Raw genomic sequence first — 21,350 nt, forward strand, 5'->3', positions numbered from 1 at the left:
AACATTCGTCTAAGGTGTACGGTACCGCTTCTCTATCGTGTTCGTCAATTCATCTGTGAATTGTAGGGTTTTCAGGAGATTAAGTAAGTTTTCTTCAATATTCAGCGAAAAATTGACGGCCTGGCCGTTATTCCACGCAGGGTTATTACCAGCTAAGTGGGTTTTTAATAACAAAACTCCATCGGGTGTGTAATTAGCGCCGACTGATAACTCATGGTAGTGAAAATCAGCCAGGGCATCTAATGCAATACCTAACCCCAGATAGGATTGCCGTAATGCTTGAATGCTTGCGTCTGGACGGTAGCGGATAATGCCAGGCCCGCGTGCCTGTACTATTCCATCAGTGATATAAATGCCGCTGCTGGTAAACCGAAGTGGCAGGTCTCCATCAAGAATGCCTTCACCGCTTAACCCCGGTTGTTGTTCCAGTTTAAGGAGTGCATCCAGCGATAGACCACGCAAGAATAGATCGGTGTTGATCGTCAATGGATTGAGCACACTATAGAAAGGTGCCAGTTGAAATGAGCCGCCGAGCAATGTGCCGGAAAAATGACTGATATCAGCGATGCTATTATTAGTCCCCAGCTTATTGAGTCGGTACTGTGATTGTATATCATTGATTTCTACACCGGCATCGATTTTATCGATGCGTAAGCTGCCCTGTTCATCAATGCGCTCGCCACGCAAAAATGTTTTGCTGTCGATGGAAGCGCCAATGACAGCAAGGCGGTCTTGTGTCAGGCTGATCTTACTCACAAAATGGCTAATGACACCATCTAATCGACCGCTGAGCCATTTGAAGTGCCCGGATTGAGAGTATTCACCACTAATAAACGTTAGTTTTTCAGGCCAGAGGGTAGCAAGATACGGCCGCCATTGTGCCTGGGTTTTGGCGAGGTCAATCTCTTTGATGCGCCATTGCGCGTCGATCAGTGCTTTATCGAGGTTTGCCGCCAGGCTAATAGCACTTTGTAATGAAAGTGCGTTGCTGCCCAGGCTGATACCCGCCTTGATTTCAGGTAATTGGACGTAAATATTTCCTGATGCCTGAATGGCAGGCAATGTTGTTGTATTCAGGTGGGTTTGTATCTGGGGAGCATTAAACACGACCTGTGTTTTTTTAAGCGCAAGATCTGTGTTACTGAAAGACAGGCTTATTGGCTGAGGGATGATCTGACTGGTTGAATTGCTGACCTTGCCTGTGTTCAATGTCATCTTGAACGGTTCGATGTCGGTTTTTTCGGCTATTTTTATTGTCAGGGCGTTATCTAACGTGGCCGTCGCATTGGCGGTTGACCAGCCTGCTTGCTCCAGGTTGGCAAGTGAAACCTTACTGTCGGCTGATACGACAATAGAAATAGAGTGATTCAGAGGGGCCGGATTAACAGAGCTCGAATTAACAGAGCCGGGGTTAACAGAGCCGTGTTTAAGAGAGCCCGGTTGTAACAGGCTTAGTTCAGAGGTGAGGTCCAGATTTATACTATCAATGCCGTCATAAGGTTGCTCTATGCGTGCTTGTAACTGGTTTTGTTGGATAGCGTTGATGCTTAACAACCATGCATCGAGATTCCCCGTAAAATCTTTAGCAAAGGAAATCTCGGTGTCGCCTGAGTAAGATCCGTTGATCGGCGGGATGATCTCCATTTGAGGAATTTCAAGCTGTTGTGCTATCTGATAGATTTTACCAAGATCCACAGAGTGTAAAGCTTGCAGAGTAATAGAGGCATCATTCTGTATGAATAGGCCTGTTAGTCTGACTATGGGTCCAGAACCGCTTGCTTGCTGATCAATGACATTGATTTGAAAACGGTTATCCCTGAACAGGGTAATGTCCGAGTGGCTAAGCTTTCGCTCATTAATGCTACTCAAGACACGCGTCAGTAGTTGTTTCTGAGTGAGATAGATGTTGCCGGTGAAGCGGTAAAAGGGTTGATCAGGGCCGTACCATTTAACATCTAACTGGCCAATCACCAGCTCCTGTGCGGGTGCAAGTTCCAGCCATTGATCGGGCATCAATTGTGATAGGTCAAAGGAGCTTGTATCGGATGTGTCAGTTGTTTCGGCTTCGTCCTGTGGCGCTTTGCCTGTCATGGCGATATCAAGATTGGCTGAGGGAATTTCAATACGGGTCAGTTCTGCATTGAAGAGCAACTTCCATGGATCAAATTTGATAGTGACAGGCCCTGCAGACAGGGTGGATATGCGGTTCTCAGTATGTTTTTCCACACTGAGTTGAGAGATCAGTAGCTCCCGATGGCTAGGGTATTCCACACTAAAAACAGGTTTTTGAAAGCCTTGATCAGTCAGCCAGATCTCGACAACGTTTTTTGCAATAAAAGGCAGGGAAAGGTAGCTAAGAACCGGGAGCGCCACTAACACTATCAGGCAAAGTGATAGCCAGCGCTTTAGCTTTATACGCCCCCATTTCATGTTAGCTATTATCCAGCATAATAGAGTCGAGGCGCTCAACAGCCATTTTGATCTGGAATATCAGATGAGTATACTGGTCAGTGTCTGTTTCTATATCTAAATCCCCGAGACGATCAGCTGTTTCGTCCAATGTTTCGCCTTGAGTGTTAATGCCGTTGTCCCTGAGCAGCCAGATAATTAACCCCGTCACCTCAGCGGCCGACGCCACTTTATCCAGATCATCCAGGAGCTCATCGCGTTGCTGGCTTAGCGTTTCCATGAGGGGATCATTGTCTGGCGTGTTTACATAAATGCGTAACAGTTGATCCGCTGATGATGGCTGCTTTGCTGATTGCTTGGATGAATGAAGAGGCTGGCCTGACATTAGCGGAGTTTCCTGACGACATTTAACCCGTCACGTACGGTCAGAAATACATTTTCCATATCAGGGTCGGCTGCAATTAAGCGGTTGGTTTCAACCAGTGTATCGTCGATTTCTGATTCTGGCTGCAGAACTTTGCCAGACCAAAGCACATTGTCGAGGACGATGAGTCCACCGGGGCGGGTGAGTTCTTTCACTTTCAGGTAATAATTCAGGTAGCTGCGCTTATCTGCATCGATGAACGTGAAATCCAGCGGCCCATCAAGTGTATGGCTCAGACGATCGAGCGTGTCGAGCGCTTTACCAAATACAACATCAATCTTATGGCCATGCTCACTGCGCTGAAAAAAGGTTTTAGCGAACTCAATAGCACGGGGATTGGTTTCGCAGCAGATAAGTTTGCCGTCGTCAGGCATGCCTTCAGCAATCGACAGCGCGGAATAGCCGGTGAACATACCAATCTCAAGGGCGCGTCTGGGCTGGTGGATAGCACTCAGCATTTTGAGTGTCCGGCCTACTAATCTGCCTGAGAGTTTTTGTGGCCATCCCATGGTTTCATTGGTAGCAGTAATCAATTCTGTCAGTAAGGGTGGCTCTTCGCTTGTATTAAGGAAAGCATAATCTTCAACGGCTTCGTTAACCAGATACTCCATTAGTGCGTAATCTCTCTTAATAAGGCTTTGCTGGCCCAGCCATTGAGCCTGAAATAGGGGTAATTGTGAAATTACAGAGAATAATATCACTTTCTGCATAATGATTAATCCTTGCTGCTGCTTCTGTGGGTGCTAGTTGGCACCCATCTGTGTGAATAAACGAGAGGATGGGTAGGGTTAAACGCTGAATTCCTCTACAATCACGCCTATCAACCTGTTGAAGTGGAGTAATGGCGCGTGGATCCAATATTTACCTTTTTGATTACTGGTTTTGTAACGATGTCAGCGGCGCTGAGTGCCGGCGCGGTAAATAAACTACCGGATGAGCAAAAAACCGGAAAGCTAGCTGAGCGTAATACTCAGGTGGCTATTATTATGGCGGGAAATCTAGCCGCGCTAACCTTAATTGGCGCGATGGCATTCGGCATGCTTAATTTAGATTGGTGGATACCGCTTGTCTGTTTGCTGATCACTTTTCCTGTGGTGCATTTATTAGTGATGCAGCGTTTGTTGGGAGATGTTAAGAACCTTGTGCTGATGACGCCTCTTGTTATTGGTTCTATCGCGATACTTTATTATTACTGGTAAGCACGGATGACCTTAGTGGAGTTTGTCGCCGGCTGGGATATGGCGACCTCGCTGATCACTTTTATTGTCGTCGCTGCAATGGCCATGCTGTTTTCACAATGGACTCGATCCTCTTGGGGGCGGCTGCGTGGCGAATTAGAAACGCAGTTGCACCAGCAGCAATTAAAAGAGGTTCAGTATCAGGAGCGCTTATCTTATCTGGATAAGTTGGAAAACAAGCTGGATAACCTTGAGTTTGATCGGTCTGACTTAAGAGAGCAGTTGGCGATTCGTCAGGCACAAGTGGCTGAGCTGGAAGCACGATTACATGCTGACCGGGAGTCAGCTGAAGAAAAGCTCACATTGCTGGCTGAAGCGCGAGATCAGCTTAAGCAGGAGTTTCAGAACCTGGCTAATCAGATTTTTGATGAGAAGTCACAGCGCTTTTCCGAGTCGAGTCGCAAAGAGATGGGGATGCTGCTAACCCCATTGCGTGATCAGATTGGTGACTTTAAACGCCGTGTTGAAGATGTCTATGACCGTGAAGCGAAAGATCGACGTGCGTTGCATACTGAGATTAGCCAGTTAAAGCGTTTGAATGTGCAGATGAGCCAGGATGCCATTAACCTGACACAGGCGCTTAAAGGTGAAAGTAAAACTCAGGGTAATTGGGGAGAGATTGTACTCGAGCGGGTGCTTGAAGAATCAGGGCTGAGAAAAGGGCACGAGTACGAAGTTCAGGTCTCACTGAAAGATCAGCAGCAGCGCTATCAACCGGATGTGATCGTACATCTGCCAGACGGCAAAGACGTCATTATAGATTCCAAGGTTTCGCTGACGGCATACGAGCAATATTGTTCCAGCGATGATGCGCAGTTTCGCCTGCAACAACGCAAAGCACATGCTGTTTCGCTGCAGAATCATATTCGCGGTTTAGGTGATAAAGCCTATCAGAAGTTAGAAGGCGTGCGCTCCCTGGACTTTGTTTTGATGTTTGTGCCCATTGAGGGGGCTTTCCTGTTAGCGCTGGAGCATGACCCCGAGTTATTTCGTTTTGCCTTTGAGCGCAATATCATGTTGGTCAGTCCGACAACCTTGTTGGTGACCTTGCGTACCATCCAAAATATCTGGCGATACGAGCACCAAAGCCAAAATGCCCAAGAAATTGCGAAACGTGGTGCAGACCTGTACGACAAATTCGTCGGCTTTATTGAGTCTCTTGAAGATGTAGGCAAGCATCTGTCCCGTGCGCAGCAAGCGTACGATGTTTCATTTAGCCGTCTTTCTTCCGGTCGAGGTAACTTAGTTCAGCAGGCCGTAGCGTTAAATGAACTGGGTGTTAGCGGCAAAAAAATTCTACCTAAGCGCTTGGTTGATATCGCTGAAGAAGCTGATAGTGACCACATTAAATCTGATTGAAATAATCTTAGCGTGGTTATAAAACTGTGATTTAAATTTACTCTCTACAAGAGCCGGTCATTCGGCTCTTATTGTTAGTTTTAGCAAATCGCCGATAACATAAACTGCGCCGATTCTATATATGCATTAGCATCTTCGCTCATCCCCTTTACTTTAAGATGATCGGCAAAAGCCAGTCGTGCAGTCATGGCTAACCAAAATACGGCACTTATTAGGCCTACAATCCGCCATAAGTTTGATTTTGCCCATTTAAGCGCAAGCGTAATAGAGAGTATGTAGAACACGAAACCAGCTAGTTTAGATGATGCCCAACCATTTACGAAGGGATACAAGTTAAGCGGATTAACTATTATCAGGTAGATAAAAGTGAAAATAAACAGGGTATATAAAATATGTGGTCCAATCTTTAGTATTTTATCGTTGACCTTGTCAGACCCTTTCATCGTTAACACAAAATTAATAATGAAAAAGACAAACGTAAGCGAAATTATGGTCAGGTGGGCGTGCTTAACTATCATGTACATGGCTTTGATCCGTAAAATTTTTTATTATGCCTATTTAATATTTAAGACGTAAGTAAAATAGTCTGCTTTAACCATAATTTCCTATCTGCTACGCTATTTAAAAATTGCATTTTACATTGAGAGGCTGTCGATGAAGTTTCAGTATCGCTCATTGTTAAAGACCAGCTTAACGGTTTTAGTGGTGAGCTATCTGATCACTGGCTGTTCTACGCGCTTTGTTTACAACCAATTAGATTGGTTAGCGCCATGGTATCTTGAAGACTATGTAACGATAGAACACTATCAGCAGGATTTGTTTACTTCGTCTTTAGACTCCGTTTTAGACTGGCACCGTGCTACCCAGTTAAGTCGTTATGGCGACTTTTTAAAGGTGATTTCCAGTGACGTTCAAGGATCGATTTCTGAAGAGAAAGTAGCAAATTATTTTTTACAATTAGATGGATTTATTGAAACCCTGTTTATCGAGTTCGCTAATGAATTTGCGCCTTTGATTGCGCAAATGAACCCCAAGCAACAGGCGGAACTCATTGAAAATTTAGCCATTAAAAATCAAAAATATAACGAAAAATTTGTCTTAATTGGCGAAGCTGAATCTAAAGCGTCAAGCAAAAAAAGAGTGGAAAAATTTTTGGATGATTGGCTAGATGAACTAAGTGCCAGTCAAGAGCAGATGATTAATCAGTGGTCCACTCAAACCCATTGGCTCTCCCCTGGGTTTTATGAAAGTAGGCAAGCCTGGCAAACACGGTTACATAGTATTTTCAATGCACAAAATGCTAACAAACCTGAAATGATAAAAAGCATGTTTAAGAATCGACGCGAGTTTTGGAGCGTAGATTTACGTCAAAAGTTTCGTCATAACCAGCAAGTCACCACTGTTTTTATTGTAAATTTTTTTAACAGTTTAGATGCCAATCAAAAACAGTCTCTGCTTAAAAAATTGGAAAAATATGAAGCAGATTTTAGGTTACTTGCCAGCCAGTCAAATTAAACAAAAGACTTATCACGTTGCGGCTTTGACGAGATTGAAAAATGGTAATTCCGGGGACAGTTTACTTAATCCAGCCACTTTTTCGGTCCTGGTTTTCCTTTACGTAAAATGCGCTTTGTTTGTCGCTCAAGCTTGTTCAAAAAATCATCTGTTCCCCCAGACCTGCCCGTACGCGTGTACTCGCGGATACGTTGTTGCATATCGATATTTCATCAGACCCCAGATATTCTCGCCAATCACTGACTCTATCCAGCATCGGACTGACCGAAACAAGCGCGTCATCTTCTCCCCTTTGATGAGCTTGCGCACCAGACCAGGCCCGATCTTCAGGGGTCTGACACTATCGAGCCTTAACAGGGTTTAGTTCAACATACTTAACGGTAGCTAACAGATAGGTTTCATCCATCACAAAGGAATGGAATCGTTCCTGCCAAAGATGACCCCGCCAACCTTCCCTGAACTTAATGTGCCGTGTGTATTGTCGAAGCGCTGCACGAAAGAAAACCGCCAGGCTATCTTTGTGTTCGGGAACCACCGCCAGATCGACGTGATTTGGCATTAGACAGTAAGCCCATACATCTATGCCTGCCTGCTTTTTAGCATTGCTCAACAGAGAAATGTAAGCCTGATAGTCATCATCTATGAAAAAGGTTTCCTGGCGGCGGTTTCCCCGCTGGGTAATATGGTGGGGGTAGTTTGGAATAACCATTCTAGCCATCCTGGCCATTGTCTCGCTCCTTGTATTTGATACATCCTTATCAAATATAGCTTATCTCGCCAGAGTTGAGGAGTTAAGTAAACTGTCCCCGGAACTCTGGGTGTAAATGGTAAAAAAGTGTTACCCAAGCGCTTGGTGGATATTGCCGAAGAAGCAACGGATAGCAATGAGACGGCAACAGATTAAGCTCATATGGGGCTTATTTGTATTTCATGGTTTCTTAAGCGTTTTAGCGCATCGATAAACACTGTTTTAACCTCTTTCATTTCGGTACAATCCCGCCCCCGTTCAATCACTTACTTTCGTCAATCGTCATTTTGCGAGCCCGCTGTTTAATCTTTGAGCGGGTTAGTCGTAAGGAAGATGAAATGGGGTATTAATAATTAATCGTCGCTTCCTATTCGCTTTTACTAACGTATCGCCAGTAAAACTGAGTGGGATACATGGAGTTCAATATTATGGTTATTCAGCTTTTTCCTGTGTGGGCGCTATTGCTTTCTGCGCTTGCTTTTTTTCAGCCGGATGTATTTGTCGGGCTGAAAACTCAAATCGTTTCTTTACTGATGGTTATCATGCTTGCGATGGGGCTTACGTTAAGTCCGGCGGATTTTAAGCAAGTATTGAAAAGCAGAAAGGCCGTGGGCGTTGGTGTTTTACTGCAATTTTTGGTCATGCCTATTGCCGCCTTTGGTGTCGCGATGGCGTTTGGCTTTGATACCGAACTGACCGTTGGTATGTTGTTGGTTGGCAGTGTGGCGGGCGGTACGTCGTCTAATGTGATGTGCTATTTAGCGAAAGGTGACACGGCGCTGTCTATTTCTATGACGGCCATTTCGACTTTGCTTGGTGTGTTGATGACGCCTTTGCTGGTGTCTTTGATGATAGGTAAAAGTGTCGATGTGCCAGTGGCATCTATGTTGATCAGCTTGTTTAAAATCGTATTGCTGCCAGTCGCGGCGGGTGTGCTGATTAATACCTTTTTCTCTAAGTTTATCCGTAAAGCCGAACCGATTTTCCCGTACATATCTATGTTTGCCATTGTCCTGATTATTGCGATTGTCGTGGCATTAAGCTCTTCAAAACTGGTTGAAGTCGGTTTAGTGGTTGCAGCAGCGGTGATTCTGCATAATTCGATTGGTCTGATACTGGGGTACTGGGTGACGTATCTGTTGGGTTTCGATGCGAAAGTATGTCGTACCATTGCCTTTGAAGTGGGTTTGCAAAATTCAGGATTAGCAGCGGCGTTGGCCGTGAAATTCTTCACGCCTATGTCGGCTCTGCCTGGCACCATTTTTAGTGTGTGGCACAATATTTCTGGTTCTTTGTTGGCGAGTTATTGGAGCCGCCGACCCGTTACAAAAGACACTGCGATAATGGGTGAAAACAGTTATCTCGATAAGGGCCAAATGCCGTTATCCCGATAGACGCCAAAAGCGTAATTAAAATAAATAGCCTCTTATCTAGGCTATCTGACAATATCTATTAGGAAGAAATATGAATACTAATGTCGCGCAATTAACCCTATTGCAACGATTAAGTAAGTTTTTTGTCGTCCTGTTACAGCGTTACCTTCCCGATCCTTTTATCTTTGCCATCGTCTTAACCTTGTTAGTTTTTGTGTTGGTAATGCCAAGTACAGGCCAGGGTCCTATGCAGGTGGTTGATGCTTGGGCGGGTGGGTTTTGGGCATTATTAACTTTCTCTATGCAGATGGCGATGGTGGTGGTGACCGGACATGCAATGGCCAGTGCTCCTACGTTTAAGCGTAAGTTGGCCATAATGGCTGGCATCGCTAAAACACCGGGCCAGGCTATTATTTTAGTGACTGTGGTCAGTGCTGTTGCTTGTTGGATCAACTGGGGTTTTGGTTTAGTCTTGGGTGCTATTTTTGCTCGTGAGCTTGCGGTACGAGTAAAAGGCGTGGATTATCGTTTGTTAATCGCGTCTGCTTACAGTGGTTTTTTGTTTTGGCATGCGGGTTTGTCCGGCTCGATTCCTTTGGCTATCGCCAGTGGCACCAGTATTGAAACCGTCACCAATGGTGCGGTAACCTCGGCTATTCCCACTTCTGAAACCCTCTTTTCTGCCATGAACCTGACTATTCTAGCAGTGATGTTTATTACCATTCCGTTGCTGAATCGTCTGATGCACCCTGCTGCTCAAGATACTGTGACGATCGATGCGGCGTTGCTGGAAGAGCAAGCTGTTGAAGCAGTATTACCGAATAAAGAGGATATGTCTCCAGCGGAACGTCTGGAAAACAGCCGTGTATTGTCCTTGTTGTTAGGCGCAATGGGTTTTGCTTACATCATCTATTATTTTATGAATAATGGTTTTGCGCTTAACTTAAACATTGTGAACTTCACTTTCTTGTTTTCGGCTATCTTGTTGCATGGTACCCCAAAGAGTTTGCTTAACTCGGTTTCTCAAGGTGCTAAAAACTGTGCTGGCATACTGCTACAGTTTCCGTTTTATGCGGGCATCATGGGCATGATGACAGCAACAGGTGATTCTGGTGTGTCATTGGCTGGGGTGATTTCTGAAGCCTTTGTATCTATCTCAAACGAAACAACCTTCCCATTATTTACCTTTTTAAGCGCGGGTATCGTTAACTTCTTCGTCCCTTCTGGTGGCGGTCAATGGGCGGTGCAGGCACCGATCATGATGCCTGCTGGTGCCGCGTTGGGTGTTGACGCTGCAAAAACCGCCATGGCAATTGCCTGGGGTGATGCCTGGACCAACATGATTCAGCCTTTCTGGGCGCTACCTGCGCTGGCTATTGCTGGGTTAGGCGCTAAAGACGTGATGGGATATTGCATCATGGCTTTGCTTGGCTCGGGTGTGATTATCTCTATAGGCCTATTGGTTTTTTAATAGCACTTTATTAATCGGTTAACACAACAAAAACCAGCTTCAATGAAGCTGGTTTTTTTATTTATTTGTTATATCGCATTGGCAACTGGGATCGCGGTTAAAGCGGTATGTGGCACCTAGGCCGATTGTGCGTGAGGCACCTATGTCGGGGCGTTGAAAAATACGCAAGCTCAATAACCAGCGTTTTACTGCCTTTGCTCCTATAGATGTGGTTGTCATTTGTTCTTGATATTTAAGCCATAAACAGCTGTTTTATACTCACGTTTCAAGCATGTGTTTCATACGGAAGTATGATATTTTTGTTTGAATTTATATTGGTGTCAGTTAATTTTACATCTCTTTATTTTGTGAATAACCATCTATTTTCAACATGTTGAATGCAAAGATAATAGTTTTCTTGGTTTAAGTATTGCATATGTATATTTACATTGCGTTTGAATCACTGTTTGAGGGGTGAATTTATGAAAGGGAATAAATATATAAGCTTAACCGTGTTGATGTGTGGGTTTTTGCTCTCATCAATGTCGGTTCAGGCCAATGTGCTGACTTATGATAAAGATAGCTGGACGTCGAATGAGGGTGGCTCTCCTAATTATATCTTCACTGTTGATGATAATACCGCGGGCAAGTTTACATATAACCTGACGATTGATCCGTGGAATGCGGAGGCTTTGGGCTTGTTTGTTGACTTTGGTGATCAGACTGTCGGGTCGGTAGCATCAGCAGGGTTTGTTGATACTACGGTTACTGTACCTGGTGCATTGGGAGCTAACTTGATTTTTACTGATACTGCCTCGGATAGTTGTGGAAATGGCTGTAATCTTAACGGTAACGGTAACGGTTCCTCCCCGACGATAAACCCTCTTGCTCCCGATGGCCAGTGGGAGTTTGTGTTCCGTTTGGGTAAACAGGGGTATGAGGGGCAGCAAAGCTTTAGTTGGGTGACTAACCGCTTTGACCTAGGCTTATCTGACTTTGGTTTGGTGGGAATTCGTTCGCAGGTTTTTTGTAGTGGCGATGATCTGCTCCCCGGTGATCAAGGAAGCTGTAATGATAGTGATAAATCATATAGTTCTACCCCGAATACGCCTCCTGGCGAAGTGCCGGAACCAGCAACACTGTTGCTGTTTGGTTTAGGTCTTGCTGGCTTGTTGTATTCTCGTCGCTCAGTCTTGCTCGCATAGATTCAGAATCTGCGCTGTGAGCATAGATTCTGCGCATAGGTTGCGAATATAAGTTAAAAGCAGAGGTTAAAAGTAGAGTGTAAAAGCATAGAGAGCCTTGTTGTTGAAGGCTCTCGGGGATTATTCTCTTATGACTTATAGGCCCCAACGCCGCAGAAGAACCCCTTATCATTTTGTATGACATAGCTGGTTTTTTGCGTTATTTCTTCGCTACCTGGTTTTGGCCAGTTGTAATCAACCCAACCAGAACCGCCTTTAGCTACTTCAATCATATTAACAAACAGTTTCTCACCGTATTTGTCATAATCGATCAGGTTTTGACCAACGAGTTGTGGTTTTGCTGCGTGAGACAGCATTTTTCCTTCCATGTCCATACAAAAGACATAAAGATCTTTAGCTAGAAAGTCTCCTCCTTCTTTCGAAAACTCAGTAAAAGCTGCCTCGCCCGTTGTATTGACCAAAACGGCAGCGCTTTCACTCATCGCTTTAGCTTCATCAGGAGTGCCCATTTCAGCAGCCATGACAGTCATACTTAAAGCAATTAGTCCTGTACCCAATAATGTGTTTATTTTTTTCATTACCTGTGCTTCCTCGTTATTATTTTGCAGAGCTGATAATCCTAACGTCACAAATAACGCTGTAAATAACCCGATAGTAATGCAATTGGATAATGCTAAATCTCTAATGCTTGTTAAAGTGTCTAGTTACCTGTTTTTAATGCTTTTTTTAGTATTAAATTTGTCGACTGGCGGAATGCTGCCTCCCACCTCAAATTTTATTGAGGTATACGACCCTCACAGAAAGGTACGTAAATGTTTAGGTTATTTATAATAATTGCCGGCTTTGGAAGTGATTGAAAAAGGCACTTCTTGTGAAGGAAGTGCAGGGCTAAAAGGCGTTTGCTTTACTTATGCGCTGGCTTGGATTTATCTGACTTTAGATTGGTAGTTGTTCGGTCTCAGGCTGTTTGTGATAACGGTGAGCCTGAACCTGTAGCAAGGTTGCTATTTTGATTAGGCCCGAGTGGGTTGGTATATTCTCGCAGGAAAGTGCTGCAAGTATAAGTTGGAAGCATAGAGAGCCCTCCGTTTGGTGGCTCTCTATATTGATAATCATTATTAAGTTTAGAATTAGTTCAATCTAGCTGCGGCGCATCTCTCTATCGAAGTGGAATTTGCGTGAAGTCACATGCTCTTCCATGGCGCGAATTCGCTTATCTACTTTTGCTATCCGTGTACGTATTTCCTCAATGCGGCTTGATGCCGATGCGCCGTAATCAAACATCTTCTGTTTGAGGTTCGGCTTGTGCTGGTGGTGCGTTTGTCTGGAAAAACCGCCTTCGTATGTGTTTCCCCGCTCCTTGCTGCTCTGATAGGATTTGCTGCTTTCATAAGGTCTGCTGGATAACAAAAAGACAGCAGCGATATATGCCAGTACGGCAAAGGCGCCGGTAAACATGAATAATAAAATGCCACCTATTCTTACACCTGTCGCAGACCACTGCATATTTTCTGCAATGCCGCCGCACACGCCTGCGATCCAGCGTCTATCGGTACTGCGGTATAAATCGATGTCATAACCTCGGTCTTTAGCTGTGAACATACAGCCTCCTTAATCTACTGAGTGACGCGTTTGCCAATCGGGTTGCTCGGCGTCGAGAATGGTTTCAAGGGTCTCTAGTCTATTTTCAAGGCGTTCTACTTCCTTCATGGCGGCTTCCAGTGTTTGTTTATCTTCAGCTGAAAGCGCTTTAGTGGATCTCCATCTGCTGGCATAGTGCAATATTAGCCAAAGAGGGAGGACCATCCCCAGAAAGATGACGGTCGGTACGAAAAAGAACGCGAAGCTAGACATTATTAATCACCAGATTTGTTTTTGTTCATCTGAGCTTTAAGCTTTGCCATTGCCTGGTCAACTTTTTCGTTGCGTTCGAGGTCTTCGATCTCGTTGGCAAGGTCCTTAGTGCCCAGGTCATAGCTTTCAACTTCAGCTTCCATATCATCCATTTTACGCTCATAACGTTCAAATTTATCAAATGCTTCATTGAGCTTATCACGGCTAAAGCGGCGACGAATTTCCAGACGAGAGCGTGTGGTTTGCTCACGGGCGAGTAGCGATTTTTGTTTAGCTTTAGCATCATCCAGTTTGTGCTGCAGCTGAGATATCTCGCTATTCAGGTCGTTCAGGTGCTCCTCAATGGCATCAAGCTCCTGGTGTGCCATTTCAAGAGTTTCTGCTGCGGCTGCCTGTTCAGTCAATGCGGCGCGGGCAAGATCTTCGCGTTTTTTGTTGAGAGCAAGTGCTGCTTTCGTTTCCCACTCATCAGCATCTTTTTGCAGGGCAATCGCTCTGCGTTCGAGCATTTTCTTGTCGGCAATGACTTTGGCTGATGTAGTGCGTACTTCAATTAACGTCTCTTCCATCTCCTGAATCATCATGCGAATCATTTTTTCCGGATCTTCAGCGCGATCCAGTAAAGAATTGATATTGGCATTAATGATGTCCTGAAAGCGTGAAAAAATACCCATTGTGCTTCTCCTGATCTGTTTAGTGGGCCTTTGCTGATCGGATCAATGAGCTAAAAGCCTTTAGTAATATACATAGCTATTCTCATGCCAACTTATTAACTACTTGATATTAAACAGTTTTAAATTTTTTTGGGTATTTTGTTGATTATATTTAGCTAAAAATTAACTAAAAAGTGGTTTTTTTAACTAATATATAGCTTATGAGGCTAACAAATAAAAAAACAATGCTGGGTGAATCACCCTTAATGCTGGATCTCTCTGATCAGGTATCCCGCATTGCGCCATTAAATAAACCGGTGTTGATTCTTGGGGAGCGTGGAACGGGGAAGGAGCTGGTCGCAGAGCGGGTGCACTTTCTTTCCAGACGTTGGGATCAGCATTTCCTCAAGGTTAGCTGTGCCTCGATGAATGATAATTTGCTTGATTCGGAGCTTTTCGGGCATGAAGTGGGCGCTTTTACCGGTGCCGTAAAACGTCATGTGGGTCGGTTTGAGCGTGCCGAAGGTGGTAGTTTGTTTTTGGATGAAGTGGCAACGTGCTCAACGCAAGTGCAGGAGAAATTACTGCGCATTGTTGAATACGGAGAGTATGAACGCTTGGGCGGGCAGAGCATGTTGCAGGCGGATGTGCGCTTAATTACAGCAACCAATGCTGATCTGCGAGGAATGGCTGAAAATGAAGAGTTTCGTGCAGACCTGCTGGATCGCTTAGCTTTCGATGTTTTACATATTCCGCCTTTAAGGTATCGCCAGCAGGATGTTTTAATTCTGGCGGAACATTTCGCGCTGAGTATGTGTTTTGAGCTGGAACGCCAATACTTTCCCGGCTTTACCGACAATGCAAAAAGTCAGATGTTGGAGTATGCCTGGCCAGGTAACGTTCGCGAGCTACGTAATGCTGTGGAGCGAAGTGTTTACCGGCAGGAGTTGATTGATGAGCCTGTCGATGAGCTGATTATTGATCCGTTTGCGGCGAGTTGGTTGCAAGGCAGTAAAGAGGTTATAAAAAAAGCGCCGTTTGTCATCCCTCAGCCAGAGGTTTCTAAATTGTCAGATCAGGTGGGTGCGCTTGAACAGCAGTTGTTATTAGATGCGCTGAAGACAACCCGCTTTAATCAGAAATTGGCGGCAGAAAAGCTGGGCTTAACCTATCACCAGTTAAGAGCGCAATTGCGAAAGCATAAAATGATACCTTTAAAAAGCTATATTGATCGTCATCAATAAGATATTGAAACATGTCTTTATCGGAGTTTTTCGCTGTTTAAAAAACAAAAATAGTTGAAGTTATTGAGGCTTTTAAAATCAAAAATAGATATTGATATTGGCTTGATTAATCAATATTCAGTATTGAAGTTTTATTAATTTGTCAATATTGGGTTTTGATTTATTTATTTTTTTCAAATTTAAGTTTTGATAAAAATAGATATTGGGTTTAGGTTTTATTTTGCTGCTATTAAATGGCCAGTGCTCATTTATTTCAAAGCTGAAATTACTATCTATTTGAAAAATAGAGAAATATCTAAAGTTTGTAAAATAACCGCCGAATAAGTATTGGTATAAGCTGGTGATTTTTTGTACATTGTTAATTATTATCTGTATATAGTTATACTTACTGGATTTAAAAGATATTTGGCTTATAATTTGCCATATCAATAAGTAAATTGTAAATGTTGCAAAAGAAGATCGGTAAAAGTTTTTGTATTTTATTAATTAATGGTTAATTAGATGAATACTGATCATAACATGATCGTCGCACTGGATATCGGCACCTCTAAAGTGGTGTGCCTGGTAGCCGAAGTTATGCCGGATGGCCATATCGAGGTTGTCGGTATCGGCTCGCATCCGTCGCGGGGTCTGAAGCGCGGGGTCGTGATCAATATTGAATCGACGGTCGGATCGATTCAGCGTGCCGTTGAAGAAGCTGAATTGATGGCCGGTTGCAAGATTCACTCTGTTACCGTTGGCATTGCGGGTAGCCATATCAGCAGTCTGAACTCACATGGCATTGTCGCTGTGCGTGATCGTGAAGTAATGGATCATGACCTGGAGCGCGTTATCGATGCCGCCAGTGCGGTGGCTATTCCTGCTGATCAGAAAATTCTGCACATCCTGCCGCAGGAATACCTGATTGATAATCAGGAAGGCATTAAAGAACCGCTGGGTATGTCCGGTGTGCGTTTAGAAGCCAAAGTGCATCTGGTGACGGGCGCGATTAATGCGATACAGAATATCGAAAAATGTGTGCGTCGTTGCGGATTAGAAGTCGATGGCGTGGTGTTGGAGCAATTGGCCTCCAGCTATGCAGTGCTGACCGACGATGAAAAAGATCTCGGTGTTTGCATGGTGGACATCGGTGGCGGCACCACCGACATTGCCATCTTCACCGGTGGCTCGATCCGCCATACTGGCGTGATTCCGGTAGCAGGCGATCAGGTGACCAATGATATCGCCATGGCATTACGCACGCCGACACAACATGCCGAACAGCTCAAGATAAAATACGCCTGTGCATTGGCACAGCTGGCCAATGTAGACGAAACCATTAAGGTGCCGAGTGTCGGTGATCGACCACCGCGTGACCTGTCTCGTCAAGCGCTGGCCGAAGTGGTTGAACCACGGTATGACGAGTTATTGTCCATGGTGCAGGCAGAATTACGCCGCAGTGGATTTGAAGATTTAGTAGCCGCCGGCATTGTATTGACCGGCGGTACCGCGAAAATGGAAGGCGTGGTCGAACTGGCAGAAGAGATATTCCATATGCCGGTGCGTTTGGCCATGCCGCAGGGTGTTCGCGGAATGGACGACATTCTGCATAACCCGATTTTTGCGACCGGTATTGGTTTACTGCATTACGCCAGTCAGGGTGGGCAGGCGGGCAGTGCCTCATCGGTACGTATGCCTTCTAAAGCAGAGGTGCTGGCGGGTGAGAAGCGCGCTACAGCGCCGGTTGTTGCAAAACCAGTCTACGAAGGCCCTGGGCTTGTCAGCCGGGTAAAAGATTGGTTTAAAGGAAATTTTTAGCCTCAGCCGCTTACTACAAGCAGTTGAGATAATGTGTATTTTAAAAATATAAAATAGCGCTGTACAGCTGTCGTTACGCTGACGAAAAGTGCAAACCTGAAGGAGATTGGATTATGTTCGAACTGGTTGATAGTCTGCCACAAAATGCCGTCATTAAGGTGATTGGCGTTGGCGGTGGCGGCGGAAACGCCGTACAGCACATGCTAAACACAGATGTAGAAGGTGTAGAGTTTATTTGTGCGAATACTGACTCACAGGCTTTGCAGAATATGCTGTCTCGTGCCGTTATTCAGATTGGTGGTGAGCTTACCAAAGGTTTGGGTGCAGGTGCAGACCCTGAAGTGGGTCGTCAGGCAGCGATAGAAGACCGTGAACAGATTGCCGAAATGATTACCGGTGCTGATATGGTATTCATCACCGCAGGTATGGGGGGTGGTACCGGTACAGGTGCGGCGCCAATCGTAGCTGAAGTGGCTAAAGAACTGGGTATTCTGACGGTTGCGGTTGTGACCAAACCTTTCCCGTTTGAAGGCCGTAAGCGCATGAAAATTGCTGAAGAAGGTATTCAGCAATTAAAAGAGAATGTTGATTCATTAATCATCATTCCTAACGAAAAATTGATGCAGGTATTGGGTCGTAACTGCAGCCTGATTAATGCATTTAATACCGCTAACGATGTATTACGCGGTGCTGTCCAGGGGATCGCAGACCTGATCACGCGCCCGGGTATGATCAACGTCGACTTTGCAGATGTTCGTACTGTAATGTCTGAAATGGGCATGGCGATGATGGGCACAGGCGCTGCAAAAGGGGATGACCGCGCTACAGTGGCCACCTTAGCTGCGATCAATAGTCCACTACTCGAAGATGTTGACCTTAAAGGTGCGCGCGGTATTTTGGTAAATATTACAGCGGGTCTGGATTTAAGTCTGGGTGAGTTCTCTGAAGTGGGTAATATTGTTGAAGAATATGCATCAGAGAACGCAACTATTGTTGTGGGTACGGTTATTGATCCGGACTTGACTGATGAGTTACGTGTGACGGTTGTGGCTACGGGGTTGGGCCAGGCTCAGACTGAAGAGTTGAGAGTCGTAAACGGCGGCACTACCACGCGTGTTGTTTCATCCGCAGCAGACTTTAATCAACTTGAACTGCCAACGGTATTACGTAATCGCTCTGAAGCGCGTCAGCGTGGTGGCAGCGTGCCGGATCAGAAAGAAAACGAAATGATGCATGCTCCGGCGAAAAAGACAGGAACCGATGATATGGACTTCCTGGATATACCGGCTTTCTTGCGTCGTCAGGCTGACTAATATCAGCTGGTAGACATCTTTCAGGTTTTAGTTTTGGGCTGCTCATTGAGTGGCCTTTTTTTGTTTTTTTGGGTTGATTTTGTATTGTTATGTCTTGGATGTCAGCGGCATTTGGCATCATAGAAAATAATTGAAACTGAGTAATCTGTATGGCTTCAAAATTATAATGACATTATCGCGTGAATTTTATCGGCATGGCCCCGATGTCCGGCAGGGTCTGCCCGTTAGCTTCGTAGACGTCAGGCAACGCTTTGATTTCAGCTCCATTCGAATCGGACGCTGGGTAACGCGGCCAGAGCAAGTCCGGGCTGCCGGGCTATTTTATGATGCTCTTGTTGATCTGATGAGCATATTGCAGTGCCCTGAGCCCTTGATCTCTTTGCGCGGAACCTTGTCTCTACAATACGGTATTGGTGGGCGGCCCGGAGTCGCGGCTCATTATCAGCCGTCGATGCGATGCTTTTCATTGGCTAAAAACGCAGGCCCTGGCAGTATTGCACACGAGTGGTTTCATGCGCTTGATCACTACCTGGGAGCTACAGCATTTGATGATGCGCCTTCAGGGATGTTTGCTTCCAAAGCGTGGTTGTCAGAAGCGACGCCCGTAGTTCACCCATTGAATGATGACCTGTACGCTTGTTTCAGAAGTATTATGTTAGATGAAGATGGGAAATCACCGAGTCCGTTGTTTCAGGTATCAGCACGGGTCGACAAGGCCATGAAGCAAGTGTATTACAGCCAGCCAGAAGAATTATGTGCCCGTGCATTTGAAGCGTTTATTCAAGATGCTGCTATTACGAACAACTTTTTAGTGTCAGGAACTAAAGCAACCACTGAAGCACAGCAAGGCCTGTATCCAGTGGGCAAACAGCGTGAGCGAATTAACCGGGCGTTTCAGCATTATTTTAATCGCCTGGGTTCTGCATTAAACAGTGAAATCCGTAGAAACGCGTGTTAACTACTTGCTGCTAACTATCTGTTTATAACTACCCGTTACTAGCTATCTGTACATAACTACCTATTATTAACTACCTGCTTCTTAGTGGCGTACTATGAAAAGGCTATGCTTATTCATTTACTTATTTATATTATTTTTTCGATTAGTAAGGTTTTTAAATGAGAGGCGTTTAAGATCTGTAAGTGCAATAGGTTCGGATAAAGGAGAGAGGAGGTCGGTAGCTAATAATTGAAGGGGTAGTGGCTTGCCTTTTATATTTTAACAGGTATGCTGGTAGTTAATTCATGCAGGACTGACTGTAAATACCATGTTAAAAAGATACTTGATACCTGATTATTATATCGCCTTCCCGCATTAGGCCGAGAGGCTAACACCTCTCGGCGAGTACTTTTTACACAAATTGTACAATGGGAGATGATTATGTTCGCAATACCTTTATCCAATTACCGCTATCTGATTAATAAACTCTACCGCTATATATTAGCGAATGATTCGCTTAGCTATTCTAAGCCTTATCATCTGCTTTCAGTGTTTAATGTGCTTGATAGCCTGAAAAATCAATCGCTTAACCAGGCTAATATAGGCGATACAGTACTCATAAGTTTTGTCGATACACAGGAAAAGCTACAACTGACACTGGTGAATGCCGATAAAGTGACGGATGATGAAAAAAACATTTCTGTGTTGTCTCCACTGGGAAGTGCTTTGTTAGGGCGCTCCAAAGGAGAGTGCTTTAGCGTCAATATTTTAAATAGTAGCATTGATTGCAAGCTCCTTAAGATTGTTAATAAATAGACTTTAAGAATGTTTTTATGGAGGAATATGGCCTTGAAGTATTTATCTTGCCGCGAATGTGTCCGTTAAGAAACTCTGTGAAAGTAATGGCGGCGGCTCTTGGCTTAAGCAGAAATTTTTTGGAGATTTTATCATGGCTAAAGATAATAGAGAGAAAAAGCAACCGTCTAAAACATTGAAAGAAAAACGACGAGATAAGAAAGCGAAAAGACTTTCTGATTCCTGACTTTTTATTTAGAGCGCTCATATGAGCGCTCTTTTAATATTAGCTCTATACGCAAAAAATAAATCATCAGTAGATGTTTTTTAAATTAATCTGCATAAAAAATGTTGCCGGATATTTAATAGCCTGAGTAATTAAATAATAATATAAATAGATGCAGTGTTCGCTCACTATATTATTTGGAAATTAATTTTCAGGACCGATTGATTCTGCCAAACCCAACAAAAAACGCCAGACTGCTCTATCGTTCACTAAGCTCAGGCACACCACCGGTTTATCAGCCAGAGTGAAGCAAGCGCGCTGCAGCCGTAAAGCGGGCTAACCGGGAAAATAGGTCAATAAACAGATACAGATATGTAACTTATCTGCGTTAGCCATGTTCTATGTAGCACTTGTCAGTTGTATGACCATATCATTAATAACACCATAGCGAATCGATCGAAGCAGTGCTAACTGTCCTTCCTTTGCTAGCCCGGGTGAGTTGCTGGGTAAGCGGCCGGTTATCACACCTTGCTAATAACCGCCGACGTCCAGTTGTGCGGTAGCAATTCACCAATGACATTGTTCTTCTGCGTTGGCAGTCTCGTCAACACATCTTTCAGGTAGGCATACGGATCGTGCCCATTCAGTTTGGCCGACTGGATCAGTGTCATTACCGCTGCCGCACGTTGACCACTTCTCAGTGAACCCGCGAACAGCCAGTTCGAGCGACCCAGCGCCCACGGGCGTATCTGGTTTTCCACCCAGTTGTTGTCGATGGGCACCGCACCATCCTCCAGATAGCGCGTTAGC

At 44.7% G+C, this 21,350-nt stretch carries 21 protein-coding genes; 11 read left to right on the top strand and 10 right to left on the bottom strand.

Going from position 1 to position 21,350, the window contains the following annotated elements:
• Positions 1 to 9: 9 nt before the first annotated feature.
• Genes BM099_RS12835 through BM099_RS12845 form a run of 3 tightly spaced genes read right to left on the bottom strand, consistent with a single transcriptional unit; the run spans position 10 to position 3,444 of the window.
• Positions 10 to 2,430 (bottom strand): intermembrane phospholipid transport YdbH family protein, encoded by a 2,421-nt coding sequence (locus BM099_RS12835; RefSeq protein WP_090728520.1) that lies wholly within the window; start codon positions 2,428 to 2,430, stop codon positions 10 to 12.
• 1 nt (position 2,431) lies between these two features.
• Complete coding sequence (locus tag BM099_RS12840; RefSeq protein WP_090728521.1) at positions 2,432 to 2,794, bottom strand: hypothetical protein; 363 nt, start codon at positions 2,792 to 2,794, stop codon at positions 2,432 to 2,434.
• A complete protein-coding gene (locus BM099_RS12845; RefSeq protein ID WP_090728550.1) occupies positions 2,794 to 3,444 on the bottom strand; it encodes an O-methyltransferase in 651 nt (216 codons plus the stop codon). The genes BM099_RS12840 and BM099_RS12845 overlap by 1 nt, the downstream gene beginning before the upstream one ends.
• Positions 3,445 to 3,681: 237 nt before the next feature.
• Here BM099_RS12845 and BM099_RS12850 point away from each other — a divergent pair, with 237 nt between their 5' ends.
• Together BM099_RS12850 and BM099_RS12855 are read left to right on the top strand one after the other, a co-directional pair.
• Positions 3,682 to 4,032 carry a hypothetical protein gene (locus BM099_RS12850; RefSeq protein ID WP_244889939.1) on the top strand — a complete coding sequence of 117 codons (351 nt, stop codon included), beginning with the start codon at positions 3,682 to 3,684 and terminating at the stop codon, positions 4,030 to 4,032.
• Between the two features lie 6 nt (positions 4,033 to 4,038).
• Complete coding sequence (locus BM099_RS12855; RefSeq protein WP_090728522.1) at positions 4,039 to 5,430, top strand: DNA recombination protein RmuC; 1,392 nt, start codon at positions 4,039 to 4,041, stop codon at positions 5,428 to 5,430.
• A gap of 80 nt (positions 5,431 to 5,510) precedes the next feature.
• On the opposite strand, the gene BM099_RS12860 is transcribed toward BM099_RS12855, so the two are convergent.
• Positions 5,511 to 5,954, bottom strand: a complete 444-nt coding sequence (locus tag BM099_RS12860) for a SirB2 family protein (protein WP_090728523.1) — start codon at positions 5,952 to 5,954, stop codon at positions 5,511 to 5,513.
• A gap of 130 nt (positions 5,955 to 6,084) precedes the next feature.
• Between BM099_RS12860 and BM099_RS12865 the strand changes: the two genes are divergently transcribed.
• Positions 6,085 to 6,945, top strand: coding sequence for a DUF6279 family lipoprotein (locus BM099_RS12865; protein WP_090728524.1), 861 nt, complete (start codon positions 6,085 to 6,087; stop codon positions 6,943 to 6,945).
• Between the two features lie 340 nt (positions 6,946 to 7,285).
• Here BM099_RS12865 and BM099_RS20575 read toward each other — a convergent pair whose 3' ends face one another.
• Positions 7,286 to 7,672 carry a transposase gene (locus BM099_RS20575; protein ID WP_198064157.1) on the bottom strand — a complete coding sequence of 129 codons (387 nt, stop codon included), beginning with the start codon at positions 7,670 to 7,672 and terminating at the stop codon, positions 7,286 to 7,288.
• Between the two features lie 449 nt (positions 7,673 to 8,121).
• Between BM099_RS20575 and BM099_RS12875 the strand changes: the two genes are divergently transcribed.
• The 3 genes from BM099_RS12875 to BM099_RS12885 all read left to right on the top strand — a co-directional run bounded on the left by BM099_RS12875 (position 8,122) and on the right by BM099_RS12885 (position 11,721).
• Positions 8,122 to 9,087, top strand: a complete 966-nt coding sequence (locus BM099_RS12875; RefSeq protein ID WP_090728552.1) for a bile acid:sodium symporter family protein — start codon at positions 8,122 to 8,124, stop codon at positions 9,085 to 9,087.
• Between the two features lie 70 nt (positions 9,088 to 9,157).
• Positions 9,158 to 10,537 carry a short-chain fatty acid transporter gene (locus BM099_RS12880; protein ID WP_090728525.1) on the top strand — a complete coding sequence of 460 codons (1,380 nt, stop codon included), beginning with the start codon at positions 9,158 to 9,160 and terminating at the stop codon, positions 10,535 to 10,537.
• A 461-nt stretch (positions 10,538 to 10,998) separates the two neighbouring features.
• Complete coding sequence (locus BM099_RS12885) at positions 10,999 to 11,721, top strand: PEP-CTERM sorting domain-containing protein (RefSeq protein ID WP_090728526.1); 723 nt, start codon at positions 10,999 to 11,001, stop codon at positions 11,719 to 11,721.
• 128 nt (positions 11,722 to 11,849) lie between these two features.
• On the opposite strand, the gene BM099_RS12890 is transcribed toward BM099_RS12885, so the two are convergent.
• The 4 genes from BM099_RS12890 to pspA form a co-directional block, all read right to left on the bottom strand.
• Complete coding sequence (locus tag BM099_RS12890; protein WP_090728527.1) at positions 11,850 to 12,299, bottom strand: cache domain-containing protein; 450 nt, start codon at positions 12,297 to 12,299, stop codon at positions 11,850 to 11,852.
• Between the two features lie 562 nt (positions 12,300 to 12,861).
• On the bottom strand, positions 12,862 to 13,323 hold the full coding sequence (locus tag BM099_RS12895; protein WP_090728528.1) for a PspC domain-containing protein: 462 nt from the start codon (positions 13,321 to 13,323) through the stop codon (positions 12,862 to 12,864).
• 9 nt (positions 13,324 to 13,332) lie between these two features.
• On the bottom strand, positions 13,333 to 13,575 hold the full coding sequence (pspB, locus tag BM099_RS12900; RefSeq protein WP_090728529.1) for an envelope stress response membrane protein PspB: 243 nt from the start codon (positions 13,573 to 13,575) through the stop codon (positions 13,333 to 13,335).
• A 2-nt stretch (positions 13,576 to 13,577) separates the two neighbouring features.
• A complete protein-coding gene (gene pspA, locus BM099_RS12905; protein ID WP_090728530.1) occupies positions 13,578 to 14,249 on the bottom strand; it encodes a phage shock protein PspA in 672 nt (223 codons plus the stop codon).
• A gap of 224 nt (positions 14,250 to 14,473) precedes the next feature.
• On the opposite strand from pspA, the gene pspF reads away from it, so the two are divergent.
• The 5 genes from pspF (at position 14,474) to BM099_RS12930 (ending at position 20,335) form a co-directional block, all read left to right on the top strand.
• A complete protein-coding gene (gene pspF, locus BM099_RS12910; protein ID WP_244889940.1) occupies positions 14,474 to 15,472 on the top strand; it encodes a phage shock protein operon transcriptional activator in 999 nt (332 codons plus the stop codon).
• Between the two features lie 501 nt (positions 15,473 to 15,973).
• Positions 15,974 to 17,269, top strand: a complete 1,296-nt coding sequence (gene ftsA, locus BM099_RS12915; protein WP_090728532.1) for a cell division protein FtsA — start codon at positions 15,974 to 15,976, stop codon at positions 17,267 to 17,269.
• Between the two features lie 113 nt (positions 17,270 to 17,382).
• The gene (ftsZ, locus tag BM099_RS12920) at positions 17,383 to 18,582 is read left to right on the top strand and encodes a cell division protein FtsZ (RefSeq protein WP_090728533.1); all 1,200 of its coding nucleotides are present in this window, start codon (positions 17,383 to 17,385) and stop codon (positions 18,580 to 18,582) included.
• Between the two features lie 166 nt (positions 18,583 to 18,748).
• On the top strand, positions 18,749 to 19,540 hold the full coding sequence (locus tag BM099_RS12925; protein ID WP_090728553.1) for a CLCA_X family protein: 792 nt from the start codon (positions 18,749 to 18,751) through the stop codon (positions 19,538 to 19,540).
• Positions 19,541 to 19,960: 420 nt separating this feature from the next.
• Positions 19,961 to 20,335 (top strand): GreA/GreB family elongation factor, encoded by a 375-nt coding sequence (locus BM099_RS12930; RefSeq protein ID WP_177201173.1) that lies wholly within the window; start codon positions 19,961 to 19,963, stop codon positions 20,333 to 20,335.
• Between the two features lie 726 nt (positions 20,336 to 21,061).
• On the opposite strand, the gene BM099_RS12940 is transcribed toward BM099_RS12930, so the two are convergent.
• On the bottom strand, positions 21,062 to 21,350 hold a 289-nt coding region (locus BM099_RS12940; protein ID WP_143083772.1), incomplete at its 5' end, for a transposase domain-containing protein.

It is taken from the genome of Neptunomonas qingdaonensis (assembly GCF_900113275.1).
GTDB lineage: Bacteria > Pseudomonadota > Gammaproteobacteria > Pseudomonadales > Balneatricaceae > Neptunomonas > Neptunomonas qingdaonensis.

Excerpts from the sequence above, each read along its gene's own strand:
- BM099_RS12875 (WP_090728552.1), top strand. The coding sequence starts at position 8,122 with ATGGTTATTCAGCTTTTTCCTGTGTGGGCGCTATTGCTTTCTGCGCTT.
- BM099_RS12855 (WP_090728522.1), top strand. The coding sequence starts at position 4,039 with ATGACCTTAGTGGAGTTTGTCGCCGGCTGGGATATGGCGACCTCGCTG.
- BM099_RS12840 (WP_090728521.1), bottom strand. The coding sequence starts at position 2,794 with ATGTCAGGCCAGCCTCTTCATTCATCCAAGCAATCAGCAAAGCAGCCA.
- BM099_RS20575 (WP_198064157.1), bottom strand. The coding sequence starts at position 7,672 with ATGGCCAGGATGGCTAGAATGGTTATTCCAAACTACCCCCACCATATT.
- BM099_RS12890 (WP_090728527.1), bottom strand. The coding sequence starts at position 12,299 with ATGAAAAAAATAAACACATTATTGGGTACAGGACTAATTGCTTTAAGT.
- BM099_RS12925 (WP_090728553.1), top strand. The coding sequence starts at position 18,749 with ATGACATTATCGCGTGAATTTTATCGGCATGGCCCCGATGTCCGGCAG.
- BM099_RS12930 (WP_177201173.1), top strand. The coding sequence starts at position 19,961 with ATGTTCGCAATACCTTTATCCAATTACCGCTATCTGATTAATAAACTC.
- BM099_RS12845 (WP_090728550.1), bottom strand. The coding sequence starts at position 3,444 with ATGGAGTATCTGGTTAACGAAGCCGTTGAAGATTATGCTTTCCTTAAT.
- pspA (WP_090728530.1), bottom strand. The coding sequence starts at position 14,249 with ATGGGTATTTTTTCACGCTTTCAGGACATCATTAATGCCAATATCAAT.
- pspB (WP_090728529.1), bottom strand. The coding sequence starts at position 13,575 with ATGTCTAGCTTCGCGTTCTTTTTCGTACCGACCGTCATCTTTCTGGGG.
- pspF (WP_244889940.1), top strand. The coding sequence starts at position 14,474 with ATGCTGGGTGAATCACCCTTAATGCTGGATCTCTCTGATCAGGTATCC.
- BM099_RS12880 (WP_090728525.1), top strand. The coding sequence starts at position 9,158 with ATGAATACTAATGTCGCGCAATTAACCCTATTGCAACGATTAAGTAAG.
- BM099_RS12885 (WP_090728526.1), top strand. The coding sequence starts at position 10,999 with ATGAAAGGGAATAAATATATAAGCTTAACCGTGTTGATGTGTGGGTTT.
- BM099_RS12865 (WP_090728524.1), top strand. The coding sequence starts at position 6,085 with ATGAAGTTTCAGTATCGCTCATTGTTAAAGACCAGCTTAACGGTTTTA.
- BM099_RS12860 (WP_090728523.1), bottom strand. The coding sequence starts at position 5,954 with ATGTACATGATAGTTAAGCACGCCCACCTGACCATAATTTCGCTTACG.
- ftsA (WP_090728532.1), top strand. The coding sequence starts at position 15,974 with ATGAATACTGATCATAACATGATCGTCGCACTGGATATCGGCACCTCT.
- ftsZ (WP_090728533.1), top strand. The coding sequence starts at position 17,383 with ATGTTCGAACTGGTTGATAGTCTGCCACAAAATGCCGTCATTAAGGTG.
- BM099_RS12895 (WP_090728528.1), bottom strand. The coding sequence starts at position 13,323 with ATGTTCACAGCTAAAGACCGAGGTTATGACATCGATTTATACCGCAGT.
- BM099_RS12835 (WP_090728520.1), bottom strand. The coding sequence starts at position 2,430 with ATGAAATGGGGGCGTATAAAGCTAAAGCGCTGGCTATCACTTTGCCTG.